The organism is Peribacillus sp. NPDC096448, from assembly GCF_044762675.1.
Lineage (GTDB): Bacteria > Bacillota > Bacilli > Bacillales > DSM-1321 > Peribacillus > Peribacillus frigoritolerans_B.
Genome location: NZ_JBIWEU010000017.1, coordinates 1 through 25,818, shown reverse-complemented (window position 1 = coordinate 25,818; position 25,818 = coordinate 1). Strand labels below are relative to the sequence as shown.

The window sequence follows — 25,818 nt, the reverse complement described above, 5'->3', positions numbered from 1 at the left end:
TGCCGCTTCCCTTTGTTTAAAACGATCATATTATGCTATACTGATTTTATTAATATCAGAAGGGATGATGGGTGGCCGATGATTAACTAATCTTATTTTTAAAAATTTGAAATCACATATTTCAAATCATACAAAATAGGATTAGTCTGCCCATTTTCTATAAATTTTAGAGCTATCATGAAAAAAGCTCTTATTTGATAATGCACAGGTACGACTAATCCTTCCATATGAACTGGGAGGATTTTTTTTATTCTCCCTTTAAGGAGAGGATTAATCATAATGAAAGAATTATTAAAATTAACCAATATCAGCTATGGAGTACTGGACCATAACATTTTTGAAAATGTTAATGCTAGTGTTCAAAAAGGGGAGATAATCGGTATCATTGGCAAAAATGGTGCCGGTAAATCTACGTTGTTGCAATTAATTAATAATGATTTAGAGCCTGCACATGGACAAATCCAATGGCTGCAGCAAGACGTGAAGGTTTTTATCGTTGAACAAGAAGTCGAGTCCCATTCAACAGAAGATAAGACGCCTTCCGAAGTTAAATTACTTGATAAAATGCATGTACCAAGCCATGACTTCCAACGATTAAGTGGGGGAGAAAAACTGAAAGCCCGGCTAGCAAAAGGACTTTCTAAGGATGCAGACCTTTTACTATTAGATGAACCGACGAACCATCTTGATGAGGAAAGTTTAGAGTTCCTCAAAGGACAAATTAAAAATTATAGAGGTACCATTATTTTTGTTTCGCACGATCGTTATTTTTTGGATGCTGTAGCAACGAAAATTTGGTCGATTGAAGATAAAAAGCTAATTGAGCACAGAGGGAATTATTCTAGTTATATGGAGGTTCGCAAACAGAAAAGACTTACACAACAACGTGAATATGAAAAACAGCAAAAAATGGTTGAACGGATTGAGGGACAAATGAAAGGAATCACTTCTTGGTCAAAAAAAGCCCATTCCCAATCGACGAAAAAGGAAGGGATTAAGGAATACTATCGTGTAAAAGCAAAGCGAATGGATGCACAGGTAAAATCTAAACAAAAGCGTCTTGAAAAAGAGCTTGAAAAAGCAAAAACTGAACCTGTTGAACCAGAATACACTGTACGCTTTTCAATTAATGCAAAAAACAAGATGGGAAAACGTTTTTTGGAAGTTAAGAATTTAACTAAGACTTTTAACGGCCGAACACTTTTTAAAAACGTCAATTTCACGGTTCAGCATGGTGAGAAGGTTTCCATTGTAGGTCCCAACGGCAGCGGAAAGACAACATTATTAAAAATAATTCTTGGACATCAAACTTTTGCGGGCGAGGTATGGATTTCACCATCTGCAAAAATAGGCTATTTGACGCAGGAAGTGTTTGATTTACCGTTTGAACTAGCACCCGCCCAACTATTTCATAAAGAAACTTTCGAGTCGAGAGGGCGCGTTCAAACTTTAATGAAGCATTTAGGCTTCACGGCATCTCATTGGACAGAACCGATTAAGAATATGAGTATGGGTGAGCGTGTTAAATGTAAGTTAATGGAATATATATTAGAGGAAAAAGATGTGCTCATTTTGGATGAGCCGACAAATCACCTGGATTTAGCTTCACGGGAACAACTTGAGGATACCTTAGCACAGTTCACTGGAACGCTACTCGTCGTTTCGCATGATCGATATTTTCTCGAAAAAACGACAAGCAGCAAACTCCTCATTTCGAATGATCGCATACAAAAACAATTGTATGAATCCTCCCCAAAAAGAGATGATTTGGAAGAACTTCGATTAACGCTTGAAACAGAAAGACAAGAAGTTTTGGGAAAACTTAGCTTTATGACTCCAAACGATAAAGCGTACACAGAACTCGACCAAAAGTTTAATGAGCTTACGAAAAAAATTAATGAACTTTGTGACAAATGACAATCAAATGTAACTTAATGAAACTGATAAATTAAATGCGAGAACCCTTAGAATGAATTAAGTCTAAGGGTTCTTTAAATACTACCCTGGAGTGCCTGATGAAGTATTATAGAAGATCTTAGAAAGTACGGTTTCAGACTCAAATCGGTCAGGATTTTTGTATACCCTTCGTTCGAAATCCATTTTCCTTCCTCTCTAAAATGCACGCTTGCCACTCTTCAAGGACGATGGATACGATATTTCCCCTACAAGGAGAAAACAAAAAAACTCATTGGTTTGAGGTGCTAAGGATATCCGTAATGATTCGATTTGCAATTTGAGCAGAATACTAATGCCCCCTCGTTAATATTCTTTTAATGATGGATTTGTTTTAAAAAGGGGGCAATAGTTATGAATGAGAACACGCAGGAAGCTAACATGAGGAATAACTCTGGAATGTTTGTTGCACGCTCTTTGGATGAGATTCGTTTTTGGTCAAGAATAATGAAGGAACACTCGTTATTTCTAAGACTAGGTTTTAGATGTGAAGATACACAGCTAATTGAGGAAGCTAATCAGTTTTTTCATTTATTTGAACGGATAGAACAGCAATCCCATTCATTAACAAATCAAGCTGATCCAGAACAGATCAGAAGATTTAACTCGGAAGTGCAACAAGCTGCTACTGGCATATTTTTATTTAAAAGAAAAGTATTGGGATTAATACTCACGTGTAAATTGCCTGGTGCGAACAATTTCCCGCTATTAGTCGACCATACAAGCAGGGAAGCCAATTATTTTAGAAAACGATTAAAAGAATTAAATGAGGGTAAATTGAAACCTCTTGCTGATGCGATCATCAAAGAAAATGTTTTCTTTTTAAGGATCATGGCGGATCATGCAAAATTCATCGGACATCTCCTTGATCCATCGGAAAGAAAGCTGGTGGATATGGCGCGTAACTTCAGCAATGATTTTGATCAATTAGTCTTTCAAGCTGTAGACTTAGAGTCCATGAAACCGCAATCTCAAACCGCTCCTCTTTTGGATCAATTTCTAGATCAGAACCGTGTTTCCGTCGTATCACTTCGAGACTTTAAGAAAACCGCTAGGGATTTAATCGAGGAATGCAAAATCAAGAGCATTATCCATCCACTGTTGGCTGATCACGTTTTCCGTGAGGCCGAACGTTTCCTTGAAATCATCGATATGTTTGAATCCCACCTTACAGGTGAAACATACAATTAATTGAGTATGAAGTATATAGAAAAATAATGGTTTTTATAAAATTGCTATTATGGATTAATAAATTCCAATAAAAATTGGCCCCTCTCGATTTAGAGAAGGGCTTTTATATGTAAAAAGTTAAGATTGGGAGTTCACCAATGTTTCAAGTTTCTCTTTATCAGAAACAGAAATCCATGGTAAATCCTGATTGACTTCATTAATACCAGGTTGGATAACGCGGCTATTTAAGAGGTCACAAATACAATCATTTATTAATTGGATATCCTGGTCTGATATTTTCCGGTTATATGTAGCGGCTCCTGTTTGTGTGGTCATCCCCCCTATCAAGCCTCTTTGATTTAATGAACTCCTGATCACTTCTCTGATAGCCTCTAGACTAGTCAACGGAAATACATCAAGGTGCTTAACAATCATCCTAAATATATCCTCTCTAGATAAATCCTGTTCAAAATGTTGTCTCAAATAATCCACCCCCGTTTGTCAAAACATTCTCCAAATGAAACGTAAAATCCTCCTATTAACAAAAACCATTTAACAAATCCCAAAACAAAAAACCCCTCTCAATTAAGAGAAGGGCTTTTAACAATGGAGGAGTACCACTTAGGGGGTAGTACAATAATATAATTATCGCCAAACGAATACATTTATATTCACCCCCTTCCTCAAGTTGGTGAAACGGCTTTACCTGACATTGAAAATTAACACCTTATTCGTTCCCCCCTACCTTCAATTACTTTTTTGCTTTGTTCCATGACCATTCTTAAATCCTTCTACATTAAGACCTGCTATTATAACGTCTCTTTAATGTTTTTTGTATCGAAAATTGCGTTCTATCTCCTTTGATCGGAGTTCCGCCATTGCATTATATTAACGGATTCAATGATTAAACGGGGGATGGACCTATCTTTGGAATTATGGATGCTTTAACACTATTTAATTTTCATCATGTTTCTGATATGCTTTTATTAATTGAAAAAAGAAAGGTGTAGTTACAATGATAAAGGAATTCAAGGAATTTATTACCAAAGGAAACGTTCTCGATCTTGCGATAGCTGTAGTAATGGGTGCTGCTTTTGGGAAGATCGTTTCATCACTAGTCGAAAATATTATCACACCGCTAATAGAAATTTTATTAGGTGGGGTCAATTTTTCTTCGTTATCTATCCCAGTTGGAAACACAGATGTTCAATACGGTGAATTTGTCCAAGCTGTGATTGATTTCTTGATCATTTCATTTGCGATTTTCATGTTTATGAAGGTAGCGAATTCTCTTATTAGAAAAAAACAAGCGAACGAGGAAGAGGTATTGGAAGCGGTACCGGCATCCGAGCAATATTTAAAGGAAATCCGTGATCTTTTACAAAAAAATTCACGTCAGGATGAAACATCGTAAGTATATACTGAATCAGTGAAAAAGTGCAAAAATAGTCAAAAATCAGAATAAGAAAAAGCCCCTCTCTTAAATGAGAGGGGCTTTTTCTTGTCATAATGAACTACGTATCCGTTCCTATAACTAGACAGGCGACACTTAACCGTTTATTTCATATGGACTGGAAACTCTTCCTTACAAAATTAACTCACCAGATCTCCCAATGAAAAGGAAGCACTTTTTTTACCCTTTATTGTAAAAATTTCAGAGAGGAAGAAATAATATGCGTCATATTTTAATAACTTTAATACAATAATTCGTCAATTCCACTACCCTTAGCACTTTGCTTTTTCCACTTATTTAAATCAAGAAGTAAAGCTTCCTCCGCACAATAAAAAGCTACTTTACACCCCTGCCTCGACTACACCGGTTCATTCATTACAGCCTGGGCCAGATCACCAGCGGCTTTCACACGAATACGGGTTGCATTCCCAGGCATATATGCTAAAGGTACATCTTCTATGTCGACAATAACCAGCGTTTGAGGATCGGCTCCTGCACTGATCGCTTCTGACATCGCTAATTCCTTTGCCTGTTCCAATGCTGTTTCCCTTCCTATTTCAGCTAGTGCATAAACTTTTTCAATCTGCCCGCTAACCTGGGAGATGGCCGACCCAATGGCATTCGCTACACCTGAATGTAATGGGCGTATGACTTCAGATGCACCTTTTAATTCCTCAGGTAGAAGGATGCTTCCACCCCCAACGAGAATGACTGGAACTGGTGCAGCACTTGTTTTCATCTTATCGATAGCTTCTTCGACCAGATTGACCATATTTAAATAGATTCTATTTAATAGATCCTTTTCAAGGTGAGCCACTTTTGAAGCATCCCCAAGTTCCACTTTTCCAAGAGCCACTGCAACATCCGTCGTTGTTAAAGTATCGCCTCCGAAAATCAAGGCTTTTTCTGGCAGTCGGTAACCGACACTGTCTGGTCCAATCGTGAACTCTCCCTTTTCTCCTATGCGGATTATCGTGCCTCCTCCAAGTCCAATCGAGATTAAATCAGGCATCCGGAAGTTTGTTCTGGCTCCTCCAATCTCTACTGCCAAAGAAGATTCCCTTGGAAACGATTGAACGAGAACGCCAATATCCGTAGTTGTTCCCCCAACATCTAAAACGATTGCATCGGTTAATTCACTCAAATAGGATGCTCCCCTTAAAGAGTTAGTCGGACCGCAAGCAACAGTGAAAATTGGGTATTTGACTGCATATTCGATTGACATTAATGTCCCATCATTTTGGCAAAAGAATACTTTTGCCTCAATTCCTTCATTCTTCAGTGCATTGATGAATCCGTCCGCAGTCGTTTTAGCAACATTCACGACAGCAGCATTAAGAATCGTCGCATTTTCCCTTTCCAGTAAACCGACTGAACCAATTTCTGAAGATAAAGAAATTGAGGTTTCTTCTCCCAGTACTTCTTTGAAAATTTCACTTGCTCTTTGTTCGTGTGTTTGCGATACAGGTGAAAAGACAGAAGTTATCGCGATGGAATCCACTTTCCCCTTGATTTCTTCGGCAATTTGATACAAATGTGCTTCATCTAATTCAACAATCTCCCGGCCATCAAATTCATGTCCGCCACGGATTAGATATACATATTTTCCGAGGACTGCGCGAAGGTCATCAGGTACGCCGATAAGCGGTTTAACCGCTAAAGTAGCCGGAGCACCAATACGAATTATGGCGATATTGTTTAATCTCTTTCGTTCAACAATAGCATTTGTACAATGGGTCGTACCTAGCATTGCATATTTAATTTGCTCCCGCGGAACCTTTGCTTCATCGATTATTTTTCTCATTGCTGTATAGATGCCAACGGAAACATCCTCAGTTGTTGGTGATTTCGTTTCCGAAATGACCTGATTATATTGATCTAAAAGCACTGCATCTGTATGGGTTCCCCCGACATCAATTCCTATTCGATAAACACCCATTATACTAGCCCTCCTTTTTTCATTAGTTCCTCAACAGGAACATAACCGACTTCATAACCAAAGTATTTTGGACCAACCGCTTCAATTCCCTTTTCCGTTCTCCACTTTGGATGGCATGGCATTCCGATTACCACGCATCTTGCTCCATATCTGATCCCTTCAGTAGTGATCGGCAAGCCTGTTTCTGCATCAAGCACGGCAATCAAATCTGGAGTGACACAAAGCAAGCGTTCTTCTGTTTGTGCAATTAAATGCTCATTTTGGAATCGCACCTCGAGTTTTTCTCCCTTATACTCATTGATTCCCTCAAATGTTGCCACACCTCTGGCAAATCCCGATTCTGTCTTGCGGTTGATATCACTCACTTTTCCACGGAACAATTCAAACCCGTCTGCCTTATTCAACACTTCTTTTATTGGATCAACATTATTTTGCTTTGCAAGCCTGATTGTCTTGCCGATTTGTTCTTCTAAGCTCAGTATATTTCTAATTCCGCTTTCCTTAATATTCTTTCCTGTCATTGGATAAATCGCTGTCATTGTGGAACCGCCCATTTCAATCGTTGCTGCACGGGCAATCCTCTCTGTCCAGACATTGTTTATGGTTGAGAGCAGTGAAGTATTGCCTTTCTCATCCGCAAGCACCATCGGAGTAGCAGCAATTCCGTCCAAATAAAAAGTGACCATTTGCAATTCCGGGAATGCTCTCCCCATCCCATCAACATCCACCACAGGCAAGCCAAGATTTGCAGCAAGTGCAAGGGGCACCATCGAATTCACTCCGCCTGCTTCAATCGGCATCGTTGCAAAAATCTTTTTTCCCAAATAAGATTCTAGGTTTTCGAAAGCTGCTGTTGCTTCTTCACCGCTTGGAGCTTTTTCCAACATAACCGTCGGTGCTCCCATCATTGCGGAAGGTACTACTAATGCTTCATCAGGAACTTCTTCTACATCCAACAATGTGATTTCCCCGTATTCTTCAATTGCCTGTAAAGCCATTAGTTTACCAATGTAAGGATCACCTCCTCCGCCTGTTCCGAGTAAAGCCGCACCTACTGCAATATCTTCAATTTCCTGTTTACCTAATTTCCTCATTTTCTCAAAACCCCCGATTTCAAAAATTATGATGCGATATGATCCCTATTCTCTCTTTTCCCTTTGATAGATTTAATTAATAACACACCTGCGTAATAGATAATTCCGCTTATTAAAAGGGAATTGATAGATGGTATGCCAACTGTAATAAAATAGCCGCTTGCAAATCCTGCTGCCCAGGCAACTAATGTAACTGGATTCAATTTTTCGGGCTCAGATGGCAATGTTCCTTTCTCTCTGCTTTCATCAAGAGCTTTTCGATACGTTTTCAGCACGAAATAATCAACCACCATAATTCCGGCTATTGGAGGTATCATGATTCCAAGTAAAACAAGGAAGTCTACAAATCTATCGAGAATGCCCATTATGGAAAGCAAAGTTCCGATAACACCAATTACAAGTGTAACGAGTCCTCGATTCATCTTGACCTTAAAAACAGAATCGAAAATATGAGTAAAGCCAAGAGAAGAGGAATATAAATTTACGTTATTAATTTTCACTGTGGAAAAAACGACAACTGCAGCGCCAAGCCAGCCAGACGTTTGCAGCATGATGCTGACAACATCGCTCGTTTTTGCTGCATGGGCCATTAACACAGCGATCATCCCTACACCAAGTTCACCCACTAATGTACCAATGGTAGTCATCCAAAAAACATCCTTGCCGTTTCTGGCAAACCGACTGAAGTCAGGTGTGATTACGGCACCAATAATGAATCCTCCAGCAACCATTGTTGCACCAACGCCCAGAGAAAGACTTTCTCCTGGAGGAGGCGTTCCCATTAAACTTAAAATGGAATGATCATTGAGAACTTGATAAATGCCAATCCCTACCACTAATAGAAAGGCAGGAACGGTAATTTTGGCTGTCATGCTCAATAGTTTAAAACCAAATATAACCAGTACAGTTACGCTTAATCCCGTAATGGCAGCTGCAATTGGGAGGGTCAATTTACCGTCGGCAGCTTCCACCAAACCATTAGCAAAAACAGTGTTCTGCACTCCAAACCAGCCTATTGTACAAAAAGCAATGACCGCGCCAATGATACTCGAACCATACCTGCCGAATCCTGTCCAACGCGACAAAAGACTGGTTGAAAGGCCTTCACGTGCACCGGCATAACCGATTAGGAAACTTATAACTTGTAAAATGACACTTCCAAACATCATGGCCCAAAACGCCTGCCAAAAAGTCATTCCGTATCCTAATGCTGCACCAAGCATAAATTGAGAAAGTGTCGCTAGGGCACCCACCCTGACAATCATGATATCCCACATTGGCAATCTCGCATTTTGCGGAACTCTAGATAGAGAGTAATCGTCGCCCAACTTTGTATTATCTTCCATAAATTCACCCCCTATGAATTTCTCCTTAACTTTATCGATCAACTTGGAGATTTCCCTGCCTTTTTAAAGCTATCTTGAATGTTTAATATCCTGAATATTCCGTTAATTGTCCTTACAAGAGTCGGTGTTTTCTTTTTCTTGAAAAAGTTTATGACCTTTTTACTCTCTGTTTGGAAGGGGGCGTCATGTAGGTCAAGCGGCTTTGTTTAACCCCCATAGCAATTAAAATTTCAAGCATCTTTGTAGCTGCAAATGCGGGATCGATAACCGGAACATCATAACCCTTTTGCAACAATCGTTCCTGAAGCTCCGCTGCAACACCCATAAAGCCTGTACAACCTAACACTAAAGCATGGGCATTGTCATGTTCAATCGCCTTTATCATTTCTTCAAACAATGCACTCTTTAACTTTTCCTTGTCTTGAACTTCTAGAACAGGAATATTTACATACCTAATTGAGGCGACATTCCCATCTACACCTAGAGTTTTGCTTATGTTTTCAATCATAGGCACAACATTGGGCAGCACCGTCACAATAGAAAAGGATTTTGCTAATGAGCTCGCAACAAGCATGGAAGACTCACACGGTCCAACAACTGGGATATCCAATATTTCTCTTGCAGGCTTCACACCTGGATCTCCAAAACAATCACTAATTACACCCTGATACCCCTCTTCTTCAGCCTGCTTTGCTTTTTCCAGGAAATTCGGTATACATAGTGCTTCATCATATTCGCTTTCAATTGATTCAGGTCCATAATCAAGATTGCAAACTCCTACTTCAGTGTTTTCGGAAACATAAGATTTAATCTCTCTTCTAATTTCTTCATTAAAAATATCCGATATAACCGACATGATTACTTTAATTTTAATTGGAATACACTCCTTTATTTTTATTAGACCTGCTAAACCAATTTTATTTCTTTGTCATGGTTTTATTATTTCTATCACCCCCTTTTAGGTAACCATTCCATTTCTTTCGTTATTTGACTTCCCATTCTCATTATTTCAAACTGTGAGTATCTTCTTACTTTTCCATATTTGAAAATAATGCTTTAAAGGCTTTCATATGTTCCCCTTAGACATTAACTTCCTTTTGGTTATTCACTTTTGGACGGAGGCCCAAATTTTCTCTCTATATCTCTAAACATGGAGCTGATGAATCGATCTGCAATCTGAACTTGTTCCATTAAATCTTGTCCCTCATACAAGTTTATACCCCAGAATAATCCATTCCCGAGTAGAACAAATTGCTTTATGATTTGGTCAACTTCTTCGGTAGAAAGGCTCGGATAACTCTGCCTCAATAAATCCTCAAGTGAACTAACCAACCATTCATTAAAATGCAACAAATACTTTTGTAAATATAATTTAATTTCCGGAATGGGTGACGTAACCAATGATATATACGCCATAGTCCCTTGCTCATCATCTTTGTGATACTTAACGATCCCGTGAAGCATTTCACTAAAAATCCGATCAACAGATCGTGAACTTGTTGCCGCTAAAATTCGTTTCATTTCAGCTAAATGGTTATCAAGTAAATGTTGAAATGCAGCGATAAATAATTCCTCTTTGTTTTTATAAAAAAAATAAATGGATGCTGGTTTTATTCCCACTTCATCCGCAATCTTCTTCATGGTAGCTCCTTGATATCCATGTAGTGAATAATGCAAAAGAGCTGCATCTATTAATTCTTGCCTTTTCAATTCATCCCCACCTAACGTTTATTAGGTAAATTATAAAACGTACATTTCAGAAAAACAATAATTTTCTGATTTTTTTCCTTTGAATAACTAATATTGTGATTACGGTAGTTATAAAGAAAACAAAACATTAACCTTTAGAAGGCCTTTAAGTACAGAACTTAGTGAAGGCCAACACTCGTTTTTCTTTTTCTATTAATGGACTAGTTATCCAGAATGGCAGTCCACAATGGTATCCAGCTTCCTCCTTAACCTCTTGACCAAAAGCGGATCTCTTAGGAACCTTAATTTTCGAATAATTTTTTATTATGCCTCAAGAGATTCGGCACTGGTCAAAAGAAACCAATCGTTTGGCAACATCGGTACTAGTATGTACTTTTTGTTGGATCTAGATAGCCGATTCATGGTTCAAAAATCATTTTGTTTATATTTCAAAAAAACAAAAAATCCATTTATCATTTAATAATGAAAAATGGATTTTAATAAACTTTTATAAAATTATAGTTATACACCCACATAATGTTTAATGAATTTTGGGAAAAACTATTTTTCTCATTCAAATAACGAAGCATTTGGCCACAATTTCTTGTCTAAATCATCAAGATATGGAACCTCTTTTCGTACCTCGGATATAATTGAAAAATCTACATCATGAATTAGAATACTCTGTTCCGATCTTGATGCTTGACAAAGGACCTCACCATTCGGAGCAATAAGTTTACTCTTTCCGCAGCTTCCCTCATTTACCGTGTTTACGCCAAGAATATAAACCGTATTATCGAGTGCGCGCGCAGGAAGTTGAATATCCCATCTTGTTTCTGCTCCGTAACTCCATACTGAAGGAACGATTATAAGTTCTGCACCTTGGAGAGCTAGAATTCGGCTTGGTTCAGGAAATTCAATATCAGCACAAATAAGAACGCCTATTTTTCCTTTTGATGTTTCAATTGCATGATAGACTTTCTCACCAGGAGTGAATATTTCCTTCTCTCTTCCCCATAAAAATGATTTTCGGTAAGTGGCAATGACTTCCCCTGTTGACTCGATTACAACTAAGGATATGAAAAGGTCTCCATTTTCTCCCTCAACAAATGGTACGATGAGCATTACTTTTAACTCTATTGCGAGCTTTTGAAATAATGAAACGGTCTCTCCAGTCGGAACCTCTTGCAACGATTGGAATTGCTCCTTCGATAAATAGTAACCACTCACCCAAAGTTCAGGTAATACGATTAATTCAGCTCCTTGTTTAGCCGCCTCTTCAACCATTTCTATACAATTTTCAATATTTTTATCCCTTTCTCCAGGGATAGATTGTAATTGGACTGCAGCAACCTTAACCATCAAAAGCACATCCTTTTCTACAAATGAAAAATTATCAGATTTTTTAGAAACCTGTATTTAATATCATAATATTTTATTTCTTTAAATTACGCAAATATTATTTCTTTTTACATATTATTTTGAATCTTTTATTTCAAAAAATCTAAAAATTGTGTAAACTATAATCAATCCAGTTTCGGTTTGGGTATTTGTAAACTTTTACACAACATTTTTTCAGGGAGGTCTTACATGAAAAAACAACAGAATGAATTAGAACAATCACTCAGTTCTCGTCACATGTCAATGATAGCTATCGGAGGAGTCATTGGAGCAGGTCTTTTTGTAGGTAGTGGTGCTGCAATACATAAGGTCGGGCCTGGCATCTTGGTTTCTTATGTAATTGCCGGTGTTTTAGTTTTCTTGATCATGAAGAGCCTTGGTGAAATGGCCACTTCCAATCCATCAAGCGGTTCCTTTTCAGAATATGCCCGGGACGCAATTGGCCCTTGGGCTGGTACAACAGTTGGATGGCTTTATTGGTTTCAATGGGTTGTCGTCATTGCCATTGAAGCCATTGCAGGAGCAGCTATCATCAATATGTGGTATCCAGGCATTCCTTTATGGTTTCTTGCTTTGGCCTTGACAATCGCACTGACTTTGACAAATATTTATTCAGTGAAGTCATTTGGAGAATTCGAATATTGGTTTGCCATGATTAAAGTAGCGAGCATTATCGCCTTTTTAATATTGGGAGTATCTTATATATTCGGATTTTCAGGGGAATCATCGGTGGTTGGCGTATCAAACCTTGTGCAAAATGGGGGATTTTTCCCTAATGGAATAAGTTCCGTTTTTGTCGGAGTCATCACTGTATTTTTCTCTTTTGCCGGTACAGAAGTAGCCACTATTGCAGCAGCAGAATCAAAGGATCCTGTTAAGTCCGTCTCTAAAGCTATCAATAGTACAATATGGCGTGTCCTGATCTTTTATGTAGGCTCAATAGCCGTAGTCGTGATATTGCTTCCTTGGAATTCCGCTAATGTATTACAGAGTCCATTTGTTGCGGTTTTAGAAAACCTAGGTATCCCTTTTGCAGCACACCTCATGAATTTCATCGTATTAACAGCTGTTTTATCATGTCTAAACGCTGGATTATATACTACATCCCGAATGCTCTTTTCTTTAGCAAAAAAGGGGAATGCCCCTAAATATTTTAGCAAGTTGAATAATAAAGGCGTTCCTGCCAGAGCTGTTTTTGCAGCTACCCTATTTTCTTATATTGCTGTAGTGATGAGTTATGTTTCCCCTGAATTAGTTTTTCTGTTTCTAGTTAATTCATCAGGAGCGATTATTTTACTAGTATATTTGGTTATATCCATTTCTCAGTTAAGGATGAGAAAAAAATTAGAAAGAGAAAATCCTGATGCTCTAAAAGTGAAGATGTGGTTGTTCCCATATTTGACATATGCTACAATCCTGGGGATTTCCATCATATTGATTTCAATGGCATTTATCGATTCTACAAGAAGCCAGCTTTATTCAACACTATTACTAACTGTGGTTATCATTGTGTTGACTCATTTTTTTGGAAAAAAGAATATCAGCAGCGCAGAGGAGAAAAGTAAACTATCCAGTAATTTGCCTCCTTTGAAATAAGTTAAGGCAGAGTATTATTGGGATCAATAAAAAGCCTTACTCTTCCACATTGGAAAAGCAAGGCTTCTTTCTATTGCATTTTCTTTCTTTGAAAAACATCAAAATGACTCCAGATGTCTTCTAAAACTTCCAATCGATCGTGGATATCTTCCTGCTTTTCTTTTCCGACAAACATTATTAAAGCATTGATCAAGCTTAATGGTGCAACAAAAGAGTCAATAAAGCTCGGCATCTGACTGGATGCTGTCAACGGAATGTCCGCATGAGGAATTAGCGGTGATAGTAAATTATCAGTAATGGCAATTGTTGTCGCATTTTTTTCCTTTGCAAAAGAAAACATTTGAATGGTACTTTTCGTATATCGATCAAAACTGACACCAATCACTACATCTTTTTCACTTAAATTATATAACTTTTCCGATGAATTCTCTAATGACTGCAGGAGTTCCACATTATTGAGAACGATTTGAAGATAATACTCCAAAAACACACCCAGTGAAGTGGCACTTCGGTTTGCGATTACATATACCCTTTTCGCCTGTAATAAGCATTTCACCGCTTGATGGAAAGCATCTTCATCCAATTTCTCCATAGTGGATTTTATGTTTGCGATATCATCTTGGAAAACTTCGTATACCCCTGAAGACTCTTTATTGTATACTTTTTGGGACATCTTTAATCGCTCTGTCGTTGTTAGCTGCTGCTTAACAGAATTTTGCATATACTGCTGCATCTCTGGATAGCCCGAATAGCCAAGCGAGGTTGCAAACCGAACAACAGTGGCATCACTGACCCCAGCCATTTTTGCTAATTTTCCAACTGTAAAAAAAGGAACGGTCGTTTGATTCTCTAATATATATGTAGCTATTTTCACGTGGGACTTACTCATTTCCCCTATTTGTCCAGCGATGTTTTGATAGACGTTTGACATTAAAAAGAGCGCCCCTTTATTTATATTTATGTATTGCGGGAGTATCGTGTAACCCTTTTCTGTATGTTTTATATTTTAACAATAGGTTTTTTCATCCTTTGTTGTCAAGTTAATTGCAAGTATTATCGTGGGATAAAAAAAGACCAGATCAATTAAAATTGCTTTGATCAGGCCTTGTATAATTCACTTTTCATCTAGGACTTAGCTAAACTGAATTATTTCAGGATCCGCCCAATAGCTTCGTCATGTGCTTCCACAGTTCGACGTATATCTTCATCCGTGTGTACAACAGACATCGAATAACGATTAAGCGGCTTTGTATAAATACCTAATTTTAATAACTCATAGTCAATTTCTTTCCTTGATTTCGTATTTGCCCTGCTCATATCACGATAATTTTTAATCGGACCTTCGGCTAAGATAATGTTAAAGATACTTCCCATACCGACCGTTTGCATGTTTAAGCCATGTTTTTCATACACATTCTCAAGTTCCTTACGTAATGATTGCGTCTTAGCAAATAAATCTTCCATTGTTCCTTCTTGTTCTAATAAGTCAATAGTTGCTAAACCGGCAGCCAATATGGTTGGATGACCATTGTATGTTCCACTGTGATATAAAGGATTTTGTTTATTTACATTATCTTCCCCAGCTGTTAAAATATCCCTTCCGCCTCTAACTGAGGTAATCATCATTATTTCTTTTTTACCGCCGATTGCCCCTACTGGGAATCCGCCGCCCAGTACTTTTCCTAAGGTAGTAATATCCGGTTTAATGCCATATACTTTTTGAGCTCCCCCAATTGATATCCTGAATCCTGTTTTTACTTCATCGAAAATAAGCACTATATTAAGTTCTTCTGTTATTCTTCGAAGTCCTTCCATAAATTCTTGTTCAGCAGGAATGAACCCTCCTTGAATCGGCTCTAAAATAACACCTGCTAATTCATGAGCATGGGCACGTAAAATCTTTTCGGTGGATTCTAAATCATTGAATGGAAGAATGATGGTATTTTCAATATAGTAATCTGGCATTCCTCTTGATTCTCCTACCGCTTTTGGAGCTGTTGCGTTTCCTGCTTGATCCATATCAGGGTTAACACTCACCAATACTTGATCATATCCTCCATGATAATGTCCTTCAAACTTCGCCAATTTCGGTTTTCCGGTATAAGCCACCGCGGTACGAATCGCAAGAAGCGTAGCTTCTAAGCCCGAATTCGTATAACGAACCATTTCAATACCAGGATATAACTCTACCAATTTTTCCGCCATTGTTGTTTCCATCTTGTGGGGCGTACCGAATATGGTAGTTCCAGACTCCATCATTTGTTTTGTCACAGCATCTAATACCTGTTGATGACCATGACCTAAAATAAGGGCTCCATAACATAATAAATAATCGATATATTCATTACCATCTACATCATATAACTTACTGCCTTTTCCTTTTTCCATCATTAGTGGATGTGGCGGGAAGTATTTAATATGTGCTGTAACACCGCCTGGAATCACTTCACAGGCTTTTTCAAATAGTTCAGCCGATTTATTTGTTTTTTCTGATAATAAAGAGTTGTTTTGCAGGATCATAATTGATTTCCCCTTTAAAAAATTATTATTTTCATTTAAATAATATTGATTAAACAACCATACTTTAAGAAGATGAGGGCCAGATAAGGTATACAAATGAAAATGCCTCGGCCAAAAACATACTTTCTAGTAACTTTAATTCCATTTCCTTCATAACAACCACGACTTCTGCTTTCGCTAATTCATCCAGAACTGCAATGTTTATATGATCATTAGCAGCTAACCCCTCAAAAAGCAACCCCATAATCACCCCACGTTTATATGTGTTTTTAAATCCAATTAAAAAGTTATACAAAGATTGGATTTAAATATTCATTTCATTATAAATAATAATATGAAATAAATATTTCAAAGTCAAGGATAATAAAGGCATTTTTATTGCAACATTTCAAAGAAATATGATACATCAGGGTGAAGTAGATTCAACGACTATTTAAAAAACCAAAAATTCCAGATCAATCAATAATTTTGACTAAATTATTGTTCAAGATGATGACTTTAATGAAAAAACGCGAATTAAGCGCTCCCAAAAATGGAGCGCTTAATTCGCGTTTTATTCACCCAGCACTTCAATCATAATTGCATCTTCCTTGGCAACTACCCAAGATAAGGGCTGAAATTCCTATAGCACCGCAGCTAATTGGAGATGTTGTATTGATTACATATTCTATCGTGGTCTTTTTCAAAATATACCCACCCAAGACACTTCCGACCGTTCGCAGAAAGCTACTAGTAAAGGTTAGAAAAATTGGACTGATCACCTTGGAGGTTTTAGCTTAAACGGTGCTAAACAATATTGCTAAACATTTGATTCGAAAAACATTTAAAAGGCGTTTGGTAGACAAAGATCTCCCATGATTATTTATACCCATTTTCTATAATCCAGCCTACTAAAAAGACTACTGATTATGCGCATGATCATAAATCTCCTCTCTCCTTATATTTTTACATTTATTAATATAAGGAGGAGGCTCATATAGCACGCTACAGTATATAAACGCGTTTCTGTTATTTTTTACACTTTTAAACTTTAAGAATTTCGTTCTAATGAATGAGAAAAAATTGAAAACGAAATATTCGTTTCCCTCCAGAAGGGGTGCACTTACATTGTTTCATAGTTTTTTATTTCAAATTCATTTAAGGGACGATTAATCGACTTACTCAATTTTTTAGTAAGCTCTTGGTAATCCTTAGTATCATTTGGATCTATACCTTCTCTGACGTTTAGTATCTCGTATCGGTCATACTGTTCTGGAATAAGTTTTCCGTCTACATGGATATAAAGCCTATATTTGATCCTCAGATTCATATTACCATCTCCTTTACTATCAGTTCGATATAGGGAGCTATTTTCCTGCAAGAAAAAATGCCTATATGTGATGCTCCACTATCTATTCATTTTATAATCAGATTGTTCGCTGTTCGTATTATCTCAAAACCCCTTATTTATATATATTACATTTGAGGGGCACATATACCGGTAGAATCATTAGGAGGAATTGTTATATAAATTAGAGAACAACATATTAATGAATATACTGTATTGAATTCACCTGAATACTTTTGTTCTTACTGCATAATTGTTCAATACGAAAAAACTAGTGTATATGGAGGTTTTTTTAATGAATCACCCCGAGCCATTATTAGAAATGTATAACTATCACGCGTGGGCAAATGGAGTCATTATCGATCGGTTATATGAACTTCCAGAACACATTTACCATAAGGAAATTCAGAGTGGTTTTTCGTCGGTATCAAAAGTGTTGTCTCACATTTATCTCACAGATTACGCGTGGTTTGATATTATCTCAGGTAAAAGTATGAAGGAAGCAATGGCATCTTCTAATCAATTAAAAGAAGATGTGGAAAAGAAAAGTATTGAGGAAATGAAAAAAATATTTATGGACTTGTACGAAAGAAACAAAGCACTTCTGAGTACAGAGGATTTGGAAAAGGTAATTGTTGTGGATAACCCATATGCCGGATTGCTTGAAACTACCATTTCCGAATCGGTATTACACGTTGTCACTCACGGATCATATCATCGTGGCAATATAGCTACCATGTTACGGCAAATGGGGCACACTTCCGTTATGCAAGATTTTGGCCTTTACCTATATACAAAATAAAACACCAAGCTATATACCATTTCCTGAATAGGGGGATGTATCAATGGATGAACTAGTTGGCTCTTGTGTTCGCTGTGCACATGATGTGTATTGTACGGCTGGTTTTCTGAACGGTATTCTTTTAGATAACAAGAATATCTTATGTTTTAATTGTAAGGATATTTTAAGTGCGATGATCAAAGAAGAAAGTTGGGATGAGGAAAAGTTGAAGGAGTAATCCACCAAAATCAAAACTAGATGTTTAAATAGGTCATGCCAAATTATTGGCATGACCTATTTTGCCCGATGAACAGTCAGATTGACCTTGTTCGTTTCACACATGAAAGTTGAGAGATGCACAGGTTGGTCGTTTGCATCGAAAGCAATCTTCACTATTCTAAATAAATTTGCGCCAATATCGCATTCTAAATATTTAGCATAGATTTTTGTAGCACCAATCACGTCTATAATTTTATCGTTACTGACTATTTCGGTATGGTAATCTTCCAAAAGAATCTTATAAGTTGATTCATCCCTTGCAATCTTCTTTTCTAAATCCGGAAAACGAAGTAACGAATAATGAGCGGTATCGTAGAAAAGCGGACGCTCATCTACATACATGAGTCGCTCAAGTTCGAGAACGGGGCTTCCTTCTTCAATGAGGAGATGACCTGCAACATCTTTTGGTGCGGCTATGACCTCACTCCTTAAAATCCGGGAATTCGGTATCTTCCCAAGCTGATGACTAAACTCTGAGAATCCACTTATGGATAACAACTCATTATGAAACTTATTAGATCCAACAAAGGTACCCCTGCGCGGAATACGTGTCAGTGTTCCTTCCTTCACCAATTCCTCTATTGCTTTTCGTATGGTAATGCGGCTAACGTTATAAGTTTCACAAAGCTCCGCTTCGGTTGGGATCTGTTCATCTGGTTTGTATTTACCGTTCTGAATATCATTCTTCAACATTTGCCTTATTTGCATATATAGTGGCTGGGGGGTTGAAGGATTTAAATTCATATTAGATTCATCCTTATCCGTCAAAATTTATTATTTACTACCTATTATACATTATTTACAGTCCCAGTCACCACGCACCAAAATAGCTAATTGTTTTCGCAGCAGACTCTGTGCCCAATTCTAAGCAATTACCGATGGATTGGCCTTTCAATAATCCATAAATAAAACCAGAAATGAAGGAATCCCCCGCACCCATAGTATCCACCACATTCGCTTCAACGACACCGCATTGATAAAATTGAATGCCGTCATAGGCAATTGAACCATTTTCACCTAAAGTGGCGACAGCAATTTTAGATCCTTGATTTTTTACATCCTTTAAAAATTCGCGGATAAAAGCATCATCCTTCGTATAAGAGAAAAAAGGATAATCAACAAACTGCGGTAAAGTCTTCACTAGATCGTGATCTAGCTGATCTGAGAAATCAAATGACGTGAGCATTCCATTTTCTTTAAAAAAGGAATAGTACTTATCCGCATGTCCCCAAATCCCTGAATGTATGAGCTGATATGTTTGAATGTAATGGAGTTCTTCCGTCGTTAAGCAGAAATGTTTCATGACACCTTCGTCGTATTCTCCAAACCTACGGTCATTTCCTACCATTTCAACAAAAGTAACAGCTGTTTTTCCTTCTTTCCGCGAAAGATGAGAAATATCAACACCTTTTTCCTGAATCGCTTTAACCATTTTTTCACTGTATTGATCGGATCCCACCCAGCCAATATAAGCAGATTCAGCACCTAACCCTTTTAAATAGACAGCCACATTTAAAGGATTACCGCCAGGATAGACCTCCCCGCTCTTTTGATAGACATCCATACAGTTATCTCCGACTGTAATCGTTCTCATCATTTTCCCCCGCTTTCTTTAAACTTAAGAAATGAGCACTACTAAGTAGTGCTCCACATATCTTAATATTCCATTTGGCGATAGTATCTTCTAAGTGTTAATGGATGATTTCTTTCACGCTCAAGGTAAACGCTGATTCGACTTAATACTGACCAGTTGATGCTAACAGAAAAGTGCTTTCTGAATTCTTCGCTGATTCCTTCCATTTCAAAGCTTTTCGTATCAATAACCGTTACATTTTTAGAGATTTTTTCTACAAATCTCTCTACACGGTCCATCAGCGGTCTTGTTTCATCTTCCCCTTTTAGTAAAATAACACTGGTATCTTCAACAACAAGTTCAAGCGTACCATGGAAAAACTCTGCAGCGTGGATGGATTTCGCTTGAATCCATTGCATTTCCTCTAAAATGCACATGGCATATGAATAAGTATTTCCCCATAGGTTACCAGAACCGACCATCATGTGGTAATCCGTGTCTTTATGTGTAATGGCAAATTCCTCCGCTTTTTTGTCAAAAGATTTAACCGCATCTAGAATTGCACGCGGAAGTAGAGAAACCTCCTTCGTGAATTGTTCATATTGCGGGAATTCATTGTTGTTATACATGAAACGGAAGACGACCATGTACAAAAGCATAAAGAAAGTATCAAAAGAGTGCGTTTCAGAACCTGTCGTTATACAGTAATCCGCAATTTGTGTTAACGGAGTATTTGGCTCAGCAACTAAAGCGATTGTAGTGGCCCCTTTTTCTTTACAATACTCAGCCGCTGCAACTGTTTCTTGAGTTGTCCCGGATACAGATGTAAAAATACAGACTGAATCTTTGCTGAAATGCTTATGATTCATCACCATGAACTCAGCAGCAATTTCTGCATGGACATCAATGTTAGAATTCGATTTTAAAATGTATTCATATGGATACATCATGGCTATCGTGCCACCAGCACCGATCAGGAAAATATTGCTGAAACCCCTTTTTGTGATTCCATCTACGATTTCTTCAATCTGGCTTCTAAAAGCAAGGCCCTCTTTTTCTACAAGATTTAGAAATAACTCTTCATCAAACTTCAGCATCAACATCTTCCTCCCTGTATATTCTTTATTTGTTATGTCTTGTATTATATCTAAACATAATAATTTGTACAATTGTTTTATTCTTTAATTTTCTGTGTGTTTGTCAAAAGAAGGCCTAACTTCCCTTAACATTCTGCTAAGCCACGATATCGCTGTCGTTATTTTTCTTGGATCCATATTTCCTTTCCCAATAATAGTAAACCGGCAGACCTGTTGCGATGACGATCAATGCTGCAATCACTCCTTGGATAGGCGCCCAAGTAAATGTTCCCCAAGCCAGCCATGATGCTCCAAGAATAGCTAAAACCGTCGTTAATCTCCACATTGGCATACGATAGATTGGGTTATAATCGTCCCTTTTACGGCATTTATAAACTGCCGCAAAGTCCATAATGTTAATAACCAATTGAATCAGTGTGAAATAGCCAAGTAACATTGTTAAATTACTGAAGCACACAAGTATACATGCATACGTTACCTGAACGATGATGGAGAAACTTGGAGTTTCATATTTAGGATGGACTTTTGCAAAGCGTTGAAAGAATAGTCCATCCTTTGCCATTGCATATTCAAGGCGTGGCTGAAACATTATGCAAGAGCTCAGCGAACCCAAGATAACAATAATCGCTGTAATGGCCACAAATGATGATGCAATTTCCGATAATCCCGGAATATATTTTACAGCTTCGGAAACAGCCGCATTGGAGTTGATTAATTCTTCAAATGGCATCAAGCCGATGACACAAATGGCTAGCAGCGTATATAAAGCCAACACGATGAATACCGAACTAATAAGAGCTCGGGGAAGTATTTTCCCTGGATTTTTGAACTCCCCAGCCATGAAACAAATCGCAGCCATCCCCGTATATGCCCATGTGGTTGCAGATACACCGCCTATTAAACTTGACTTTTGGGCACCAGGTCCTGGAGTATAAGCAAAGTTACCAGGGTTCATATACATTATTCCCAGCACAATGACGATCAGGAAAGGAATGATTTTGATAGCCGTGATGATGACTTGGAAAAGGCCTCCTTCTTTCACACTTCGATAATGAATCGATGTGATGAGCAGGATGATCGCAATACCCAATAATTTCCCGGCAACTCCTGAGAAAAATGGGAAAAAGGTTGCTAAATAAGAAACAATCGCTAAAGCCATAATCGATATGGATGGAGGATCCAAAGCCCAGAAAGTGGCCCATCCATATAAAAATGCCAAGGGCCTCCACCCAGCTTTATTCAAATAAACGTAACCGCTTCCATTTTGGGGGTATGCCGTCGATAACTCCGCCAGTACCATTACTTGCGGTATGGCAATCACCCCGCCTATTATCCACGCTAGAATAGAAATGGAAGGAGTACCCGCAGCCCTTGCAACATCACCAGATGAGACAAAAATACCCGACCCTATAGTAGTTCCAACAGCAATAGCCAGAGCAGACCAAAAACCCAGTTTTCGTGTAAGTGTGCCATTACTCATAAAGAGTTCCTCCAAATTAGATGATTAAATTCCCAATTCCCTTACTTTTTCAATAGATTTCATGATTGCATCACTTGGATTTTGATAATAATTCGATCCCATAATCTCTAGAGTACAACTCCCTTTGTAACGATGGCTTTGAAGGCTTTTTAAATATTCTCTCCAATTTAAAACACCATCATCTAGTGCCAAATGCGTATCTGATTGACCATCTCCATCCATTAGGTGAAAATGGCTTAATTCGGGAAGAAAGGAAAAGTACTCATCAAGTGTTTCACCTGCCAGTTGCATGGAAACTGTATCTATCATTCCTTTTAGCGAAGGAGATTGGATTTCCTCTAACATTTTCTTTAGCCCCTTAGAGTCAATTACTAGATTGGATTCATATTTTGTCAATGGCTCTAAAGCAAGAATCAAACCTTCATTCTCAGCTACTTTGGTTAATTGAAAGATTGAGTCACTTGCATACTTCCATGATTCCTCTTGTGAAACAGAAAAGTCCCCTATTCCAGAAGTGATAAGCATCATGTTTGTGTCTAACTCCAGCGCGGCGTATAGATTTTCCATAAAATATTCAATGCTTTTTTTTCGCCAATGAGCATCCGAGGATGCAATGTTATAAGGATAAATACATTGTTCAGGAGTATAGCAGATGATTTTCATATTTCTAGATTTAATTTCCCTTCTCAAACTCCTTATATTTCCTAGTATGTTGCGATAAACATACAAATGCGGCTCCCCACCCCATAATTCAATGCTTTTAATCCCAAGGTTGTCCATGCAATCCAAAAAATAATGAAAAGGGAAATGCCTAAAAGTGATATTCATCCCTGCAATATTCAATTCTTTCACCCCCTCAAAACGACTTTTTATTTGTTATGTTTTGTATTATAATTAACCAATACAATGATTGCAATTATTATTTTGAATATTCAAAAAAATAATAATTCACAAAATACGGAAAAGGCATGCTTTTATTGTTCATCACACCTTTTTATCAATTAACTATTTTTTAGTGAATACGAATGGTAGAATGTTAAAGTATTTATACCTAGTGCAAAAAATTTCTCTGGTTCATTGCAAGTATTATATTGGTGATTATTGTTTGAAATATGATATACCTGTAGAATGGATGTTAACCTGGGGGATTTCCAAGAGAATGTATCCTGAAATATCGTCAAGTGAGTGGTTAATAAAGAATAAACACCTCAAAAAAGCCGTAAATTGAGATGAATCTCCTTAAATGGTGTATTTTATTGGAAAATATAGGTTGGTTACACTAATACTTCGTGAGACGAATTAGTTTCTATAACTTTTAAAAATAGCAGACAGTACAATTTGTACTATCCTAGCGGAAAGGACGTGCCATAATAATGAATCACGACAAAACAGCCATCACTAAAATTCGTACAGGCCCCATGTTTGCGGTGATGCTGGCTGGTGCTCTAGTCGCTTTCTTAAATCAGACTTTAATCAATATCGCATTACCTCAATTAATGACTCACTTTGACATATCAGCTGCAACAGCTAATTGGCTTACTACAATCTTCTTATTGGTCAATGGGATTGTCATCCCGATTACCGCTTTCTTAATGGAACGATTCAATACAAGACAATTATATCTTGCTTCGATGGGACTCTTTGCATTAGGAACTTTTTTATGTGGAATTGCCCCCAGCTTCTCCGTCTTATTGATCGGACGTGTGGTTCAAGCTGCAGGTGCGGGGATTTTATTCCCGTTGATTACAAATGTAATTTTCACTTTATTTCCGCCTAACAGACGCGGTTTCGCAATGGGCATATTTGGAATCGCGATGAATTTTGCCCCAGCTGTAGGACCGACATTATCAGGATGGATCATCCAAAACTATTCATGGCGGGTTCTGTTTTTCATCATTTTCCCATTCGCCCTGCTTGACTTCATCTTTGCCATTTTCATCATTAAAAAAGTAGGGAAAACCAGCCGGCCTAAACTCGATAAACTGGGTGTAATTCTATCCACTATCGGATTCGGCGGAGTTCTTTATGGATTTGCTACAGGCGGCACCAAGGGCTGGGCCAGTCCCGAAGTACTGACGATGTTCCTTGTCGGAGGAATCAGTTTAGTTTTATTTGTCTGGAGGCAATTCACTGTATCTCATCCTATTTTGGAATTTAGAATCTTCCGGTATCGGATGTTCACTTTAACGACAATCATCAACATCATCGCAACTATGGGTATGTTCTCCGGAATGATCATCATGCCAATCTATATGCAGAATATCCGTGGGTTCACTCCGATGGAATCCGGTCTCATGCTATTGCCTGGCGGGATTTTAATGGGGATCATGTCTCCTATCACAGGTAAGCTGTTTGATCGATTTGGTGCGAGATGGCTTGCAGTGAGCGGACTTGCCATCACTATCATTACAACCTATCTTTTAACGCGGCTTCAAACAGATACGTCATATTCTTATGTGGTGTGGGTATATACCATTAGAATGTTCGGAATGTCGATACTGATGATGCCTATCTTCACTGCCGGATTAAATGAATTGGCACTTAGCCTAAATAAATATGGAACAGCAATGGTCAATACATTGAGAATGGTGGCAGGTGCTGTTGGCATGGCATTCTTTGTGTCCATCATGTCAAACCAGGGAACGAAACATGTACAGGAAATCTTATCTCAAAGGAACATATCCCCAGATAATGCATCACAAATGGCCATGGCCATTAAACAAGGCAGCGTAATGGGAGTGGATGATGCATTCATGATCGCAACAGGTTTGACCGTAGTTGCATTCATACTGGCCTTTTATATACGGCAAACTTCACCACAAGAAGATACCATTACAAATCGCCTAACAAAAAAAGCACTTTGAATAACCAAAGCTAAAATCAACCTATTTTCCAAGGTAAAAAAATTCTTATATCATTAAACTGACTTGCCCCATGAAACAAGGCAAAAGAGACTCTTTTAGAGTCTCTCAGACTGTAGACAAACTCGATGATAATCGAGTTTGTCTACAGTTTTTTTGGCTTTTACAAATTTTGACGTTGATTTCCACTTCAGGCACTCGCTTTCCGCGGGCGGTCCGGGAGCCTCCTCGGCGCACTTGCGCCTGTGGGGTCTCCCTT

Annotated in this window: 23 protein-coding genes; 7 read left to right on the top strand and 16 right to left on the bottom strand. The window is 38.0% G+C overall.

Translation table 11 applies throughout. The features are described 5' to 3' along the window. Positions 1 to 279 precede the first annotated feature (279 nt). Positions 280 to 1,917 (top strand): ribosomal protection-like ABC-F family protein, encoded by a 1,638-nt coding sequence (abc-f, locus tag ACIQ0C_RS22350; protein ID WP_403064142.1) that lies wholly within the window; start codon positions 280 to 282, stop codon positions 1,915 to 1,917. A gap of 390 nt (positions 1,918 to 2,307) precedes the next feature. Next, positions 2,308 to 3,144 (top strand): DUF2935 domain-containing protein, encoded by an 837-nt coding sequence (locus ACIQ0C_RS22345; RefSeq protein ID WP_402842265.1) that lies wholly within the window; start codon positions 2,308 to 2,310, stop codon positions 3,142 to 3,144. Positions 3,145 to 3,261: 117 nt separating this feature from the next. Here the strand turns inward: ACIQ0C_RS22345 and ACIQ0C_RS22340 are convergent, their stop codons facing one another. Then, the gene (locus ACIQ0C_RS22340; RefSeq protein WP_403064139.1) at positions 3,262 to 3,606 is read right to left on the bottom strand and encodes a hypothetical protein; all 345 of its coding nucleotides are present in this window, start codon (positions 3,604 to 3,606) and stop codon (positions 3,262 to 3,264) included. A gap of 532 nt (positions 3,607 to 4,138) precedes the next feature. On the opposite strand from ACIQ0C_RS22340, the gene mscL reads away from it, so the two are divergent. Continuing rightward, a complete protein-coding gene (mscL, locus tag ACIQ0C_RS22335; RefSeq protein WP_403064136.1) occupies positions 4,139 to 4,537 on the top strand; it encodes a large conductance mechanosensitive channel protein MscL in 399 nt (132 codons plus the stop codon). Positions 4,538 to 4,934: 397 nt separating this feature from the next. Here the strand turns inward: mscL and ACIQ0C_RS22330 are convergent, their stop codons facing one another. From ACIQ0C_RS22330 to ACIQ0C_RS22305, 6 genes are all read right to left on the bottom strand, one after another. Then, complete coding sequence (locus tag ACIQ0C_RS22330; RefSeq protein WP_403064133.1) at positions 4,935 to 6,515, bottom strand: hydantoinase/oxoprolinase N-terminal domain-containing protein; 1,581 nt, start codon at positions 6,513 to 6,515, stop codon at positions 4,935 to 4,937. Continuing rightward, entirely contained in the window at positions 6,515 to 7,609 is a 1,095-nt protein-coding gene (locus tag ACIQ0C_RS22325) for an S-methyl thiohydantoin desulfurase family protein (protein ID WP_403064130.1), read from the bottom strand. Before ACIQ0C_RS22325 ends, ACIQ0C_RS22330 begins: the two co-directional genes overlap by 1 nt. Positions 7,610 to 7,635: 26 nt before the next feature. Beyond that, on the bottom strand, positions 7,636 to 8,955 hold the full coding sequence (locus ACIQ0C_RS22320; protein WP_403064127.1) for a purine-cytosine permease family protein: 1,320 nt from the start codon (positions 8,953 to 8,955) through the stop codon (positions 7,636 to 7,638). 148 nt (positions 8,956 to 9,103) lie between these two features. Further along, the gene (locus ACIQ0C_RS22315) at positions 9,104 to 9,811 is read right to left on the bottom strand and encodes an aspartate/glutamate racemase family protein (RefSeq protein WP_403064124.1); all 708 of its coding nucleotides are present in this window, start codon (positions 9,809 to 9,811) and stop codon (positions 9,104 to 9,106) included. Between the two features lie 245 nt (positions 9,812 to 10,056). Next, on the bottom strand, positions 10,057 to 10,665 hold the full coding sequence (locus ACIQ0C_RS22310) for a TetR/AcrR family transcriptional regulator (RefSeq protein ID WP_403064121.1): 609 nt from the start codon (positions 10,663 to 10,665) through the stop codon (positions 10,057 to 10,059). Between the two features lie 549 nt (positions 10,666 to 11,214). Further along, a complete protein-coding gene (locus ACIQ0C_RS22305) occupies positions 11,215 to 12,006 on the bottom strand; it encodes a nitrilase-related carbon-nitrogen hydrolase (RefSeq protein WP_403064118.1) in 792 nt (263 codons plus the stop codon). Positions 12,007 to 12,234: 228 nt separating this feature from the next. Here ACIQ0C_RS22305 and ACIQ0C_RS22300 point away from each other — a divergent pair, with 228 nt between their 5' ends. Continuing rightward, positions 12,235 to 13,641 carry an amino acid permease gene (locus ACIQ0C_RS22300; RefSeq protein WP_403064115.1) on the top strand — a complete coding sequence of 469 codons (1,407 nt, stop codon included), beginning with the start codon at positions 12,235 to 12,237 and terminating at the stop codon, positions 13,639 to 13,641. Between the two features lie 70 nt (positions 13,642 to 13,711). Here the strand turns inward: ACIQ0C_RS22300 and ACIQ0C_RS22295 are convergent, their stop codons facing one another. The 4 genes from ACIQ0C_RS22295 to ACIQ0C_RS22280 all read right to left on the bottom strand — a co-directional run bounded on the left by ACIQ0C_RS22295 (position 13,712) and on the right by ACIQ0C_RS22280 (position 17,470). Next, entirely contained in the window at positions 13,712 to 14,572 is an 861-nt protein-coding gene (locus tag ACIQ0C_RS22295; RefSeq protein ID WP_402842237.1) for a MurR/RpiR family transcriptional regulator, read from the bottom strand. Positions 14,573 to 14,787: 215 nt separating this feature from the next. Next, entirely contained in the window at positions 14,788 to 16,161 is a 1,374-nt protein-coding gene (locus tag ACIQ0C_RS22290) for an aspartate aminotransferase family protein (protein ID WP_403064112.1), read from the bottom strand. 64 nt (positions 16,162 to 16,225) lie between these two features. Further along, a complete protein-coding gene (locus tag ACIQ0C_RS22285) occupies positions 16,226 to 16,405 on the bottom strand; it encodes a hypothetical protein (protein WP_403064109.1) in 180 nt (59 codons plus the stop codon). Between the two features lie 858 nt (positions 16,406 to 17,263). Next, positions 17,264 to 17,470: a hypothetical protein gene (locus ACIQ0C_RS22280; RefSeq protein ID WP_048678486.1), complete on the bottom strand. Its 207-nt coding sequence runs from the start codon at positions 17,468 to 17,470 to the stop codon at positions 17,264 to 17,266. A 313-nt stretch (positions 17,471 to 17,783) separates the two neighbouring features. Between ACIQ0C_RS22280 and ACIQ0C_RS22275 the strand changes: the two genes are divergently transcribed. Together ACIQ0C_RS22275 and ACIQ0C_RS22270 are read left to right on the top strand one after the other, a co-directional pair. Then, positions 17,784 to 18,290 (top strand): DinB family protein, encoded by a 507-nt coding sequence (locus tag ACIQ0C_RS22275; RefSeq protein WP_403064105.1) that lies wholly within the window; start codon positions 17,784 to 17,786, stop codon positions 18,288 to 18,290. A gap of 43 nt (positions 18,291 to 18,333) precedes the next feature. Next, complete coding sequence (locus tag ACIQ0C_RS22270; protein ID WP_403064102.1) at positions 18,334 to 18,507, top strand: hypothetical protein; 174 nt, start codon at positions 18,334 to 18,336, stop codon at positions 18,505 to 18,507. A 56-nt stretch (positions 18,508 to 18,563) separates the two neighbouring features. On the opposite strand, the gene ACIQ0C_RS22265 is transcribed toward ACIQ0C_RS22270, so the two are convergent. The 5 genes from ACIQ0C_RS22265 to ACIQ0C_RS22245 form a co-directional block, all read right to left on the bottom strand. Beyond that, positions 18,564 to 19,292, bottom strand: a complete 729-nt coding sequence (locus ACIQ0C_RS22265; RefSeq protein WP_403064099.1) for a GntR family transcriptional regulator — start codon at positions 19,290 to 19,292, stop codon at positions 18,564 to 18,566. Between the two features lie 67 nt (positions 19,293 to 19,359). Beyond that, complete coding sequence (frlD, locus tag ACIQ0C_RS22260; RefSeq protein WP_403064222.1) at positions 19,360 to 20,142, bottom strand: fructoselysine 6-kinase; 783 nt, start codon at positions 20,140 to 20,142, stop codon at positions 19,360 to 19,362. Between the two features lie 62 nt (positions 20,143 to 20,204). Then, positions 20,205 to 21,218 (bottom strand): SIS domain-containing protein, encoded by a 1,014-nt coding sequence (locus tag ACIQ0C_RS22255; protein WP_402842222.1) that lies wholly within the window; start codon positions 21,216 to 21,218, stop codon positions 20,205 to 20,207. A 136-nt stretch (positions 21,219 to 21,354) separates the two neighbouring features. Next, positions 21,355 to 22,698, bottom strand: coding sequence for an amino acid permease (locus ACIQ0C_RS22250; RefSeq protein ID WP_403064096.1), 1,344 nt, complete (start codon positions 22,696 to 22,698; stop codon positions 21,355 to 21,357). Between the two features lie 24 nt (positions 22,699 to 22,722). Then, positions 22,723 to 23,541: a TIM barrel protein gene (locus ACIQ0C_RS22245; protein ID WP_403064093.1), complete on the bottom strand. Its 819-nt coding sequence runs from the start codon at positions 23,539 to 23,541 to the stop codon at positions 22,723 to 22,725. A 530-nt stretch (positions 23,542 to 24,071) separates the two neighbouring features. Here ACIQ0C_RS22245 and ACIQ0C_RS22240 point away from each other — a divergent pair. Continuing rightward, entirely contained in the window at positions 24,072 to 25,562 is a 1,491-nt protein-coding gene (locus ACIQ0C_RS22240; RefSeq protein WP_403064090.1) for a DHA2 family efflux MFS transporter permease subunit, read from the top strand. Positions 25,563 to 25,818 lie beyond the last annotated feature (256 nt).

Bases quoted from the DNA above. Each gene is read 5' to 3' on its own strand.
- ACIQ0C_RS22290 (WP_403064112.1), bottom strand. From the start codon at position 16,161: ATGATCCTGCAAAACAACTCTTTATTATCAGAAAAAACAAATAAATCG.
- ACIQ0C_RS22280 (WP_048678486.1), bottom strand. From the start codon at position 17,470: ATGAATCTGAGGATCAAATATAGGCTTTATATCCATGTAGACGGAAAA.
- ACIQ0C_RS22345 (WP_402842265.1), top strand. From the start codon at position 2,308: ATGAATGAGAACACGCAGGAAGCTAACATGAGGAATAACTCTGGAATG.
- frlD (WP_403064222.1), bottom strand. From the start codon at position 20,142: ATGAGAACGATTACAGTCGGAGATAACTGTATGGATGTCTATCAAAAG.
- mscL (WP_403064136.1), top strand. From the start codon at position 4,139: ATGATAAAGGAATTCAAGGAATTTATTACCAAAGGAAACGTTCTCGAT.
- ACIQ0C_RS22255 (WP_402842222.1), bottom strand. From the start codon at position 21,218: ATGCTGAAGTTTGATGAAGAGTTATTTCTAAATCTTGTAGAAAAAGAG.
- ACIQ0C_RS22330 (WP_403064133.1), bottom strand. From the start codon at position 6,515: ATGGGTGTTTATCGAATAGGAATTGATGTCGGGGGAACCCATACAGAT.
- ACIQ0C_RS22250 (WP_403064096.1), bottom strand. From the start codon at position 22,698: ATGAGTAATGGCACACTTACACGAAAACTGGGTTTTTGGTCTGCTCTG.
- ACIQ0C_RS22265 (WP_403064099.1), bottom strand. From the start codon at position 19,292: ATGAATTTAAATCCTTCAACCCCCCAGCCACTATATATGCAAATAAGG.
- ACIQ0C_RS22270 (WP_403064102.1), top strand. From the start codon at position 18,334: ATGGATGAACTAGTTGGCTCTTGTGTTCGCTGTGCACATGATGTGTAT.
- ACIQ0C_RS22295 (WP_402842237.1), bottom strand. From the start codon at position 14,572: ATGTCAAACGTCTATCAAAACATCGCTGGACAAATAGGGGAAATGAGT.
- ACIQ0C_RS22300 (WP_403064115.1), top strand. From the start codon at position 12,235: ATGAAAAAACAACAGAATGAATTAGAACAATCACTCAGTTCTCGTCAC.
- ACIQ0C_RS22305 (WP_403064118.1), bottom strand. From the start codon at position 12,006: ATGGTTAAGGTTGCTGCAGTCCAATTACAATCTATCCCTGGAGAAAGG.
- ACIQ0C_RS22325 (WP_403064130.1), bottom strand. From the start codon at position 7,609: ATGAGGAAATTAGGTAAACAGGAAATTGAAGATATTGCAGTAGGTGCG.
- abc-f (WP_403064142.1), top strand. From the start codon at position 280: ATGAAAGAATTATTAAAATTAACCAATATCAGCTATGGAGTACTGGAC.
- ACIQ0C_RS22240 (WP_403064090.1), top strand. From the start codon at position 24,072: ATGAATCACGACAAAACAGCCATCACTAAAATTCGTACAGGCCCCATG.
- ACIQ0C_RS22285 (WP_403064109.1), bottom strand. From the start codon at position 16,405: ATGGGGTTGCTTTTTGAGGGGTTAGCTGCTAATGATCATATAAACATT.
- ACIQ0C_RS22275 (WP_403064105.1), top strand. From the start codon at position 17,784: ATGAATCACCCCGAGCCATTATTAGAAATGTATAACTATCACGCGTGG.
- ACIQ0C_RS22320 (WP_403064127.1), bottom strand. From the start codon at position 8,955: ATGGAAGATAATACAAAGTTGGGCGACGATTACTCTCTATCTAGAGTT.
- ACIQ0C_RS22315 (WP_403064124.1), bottom strand. From the start codon at position 9,811: ATGTCGGTTATATCGGATATTTTTAATGAAGAAATTAGAAGAGAGATT.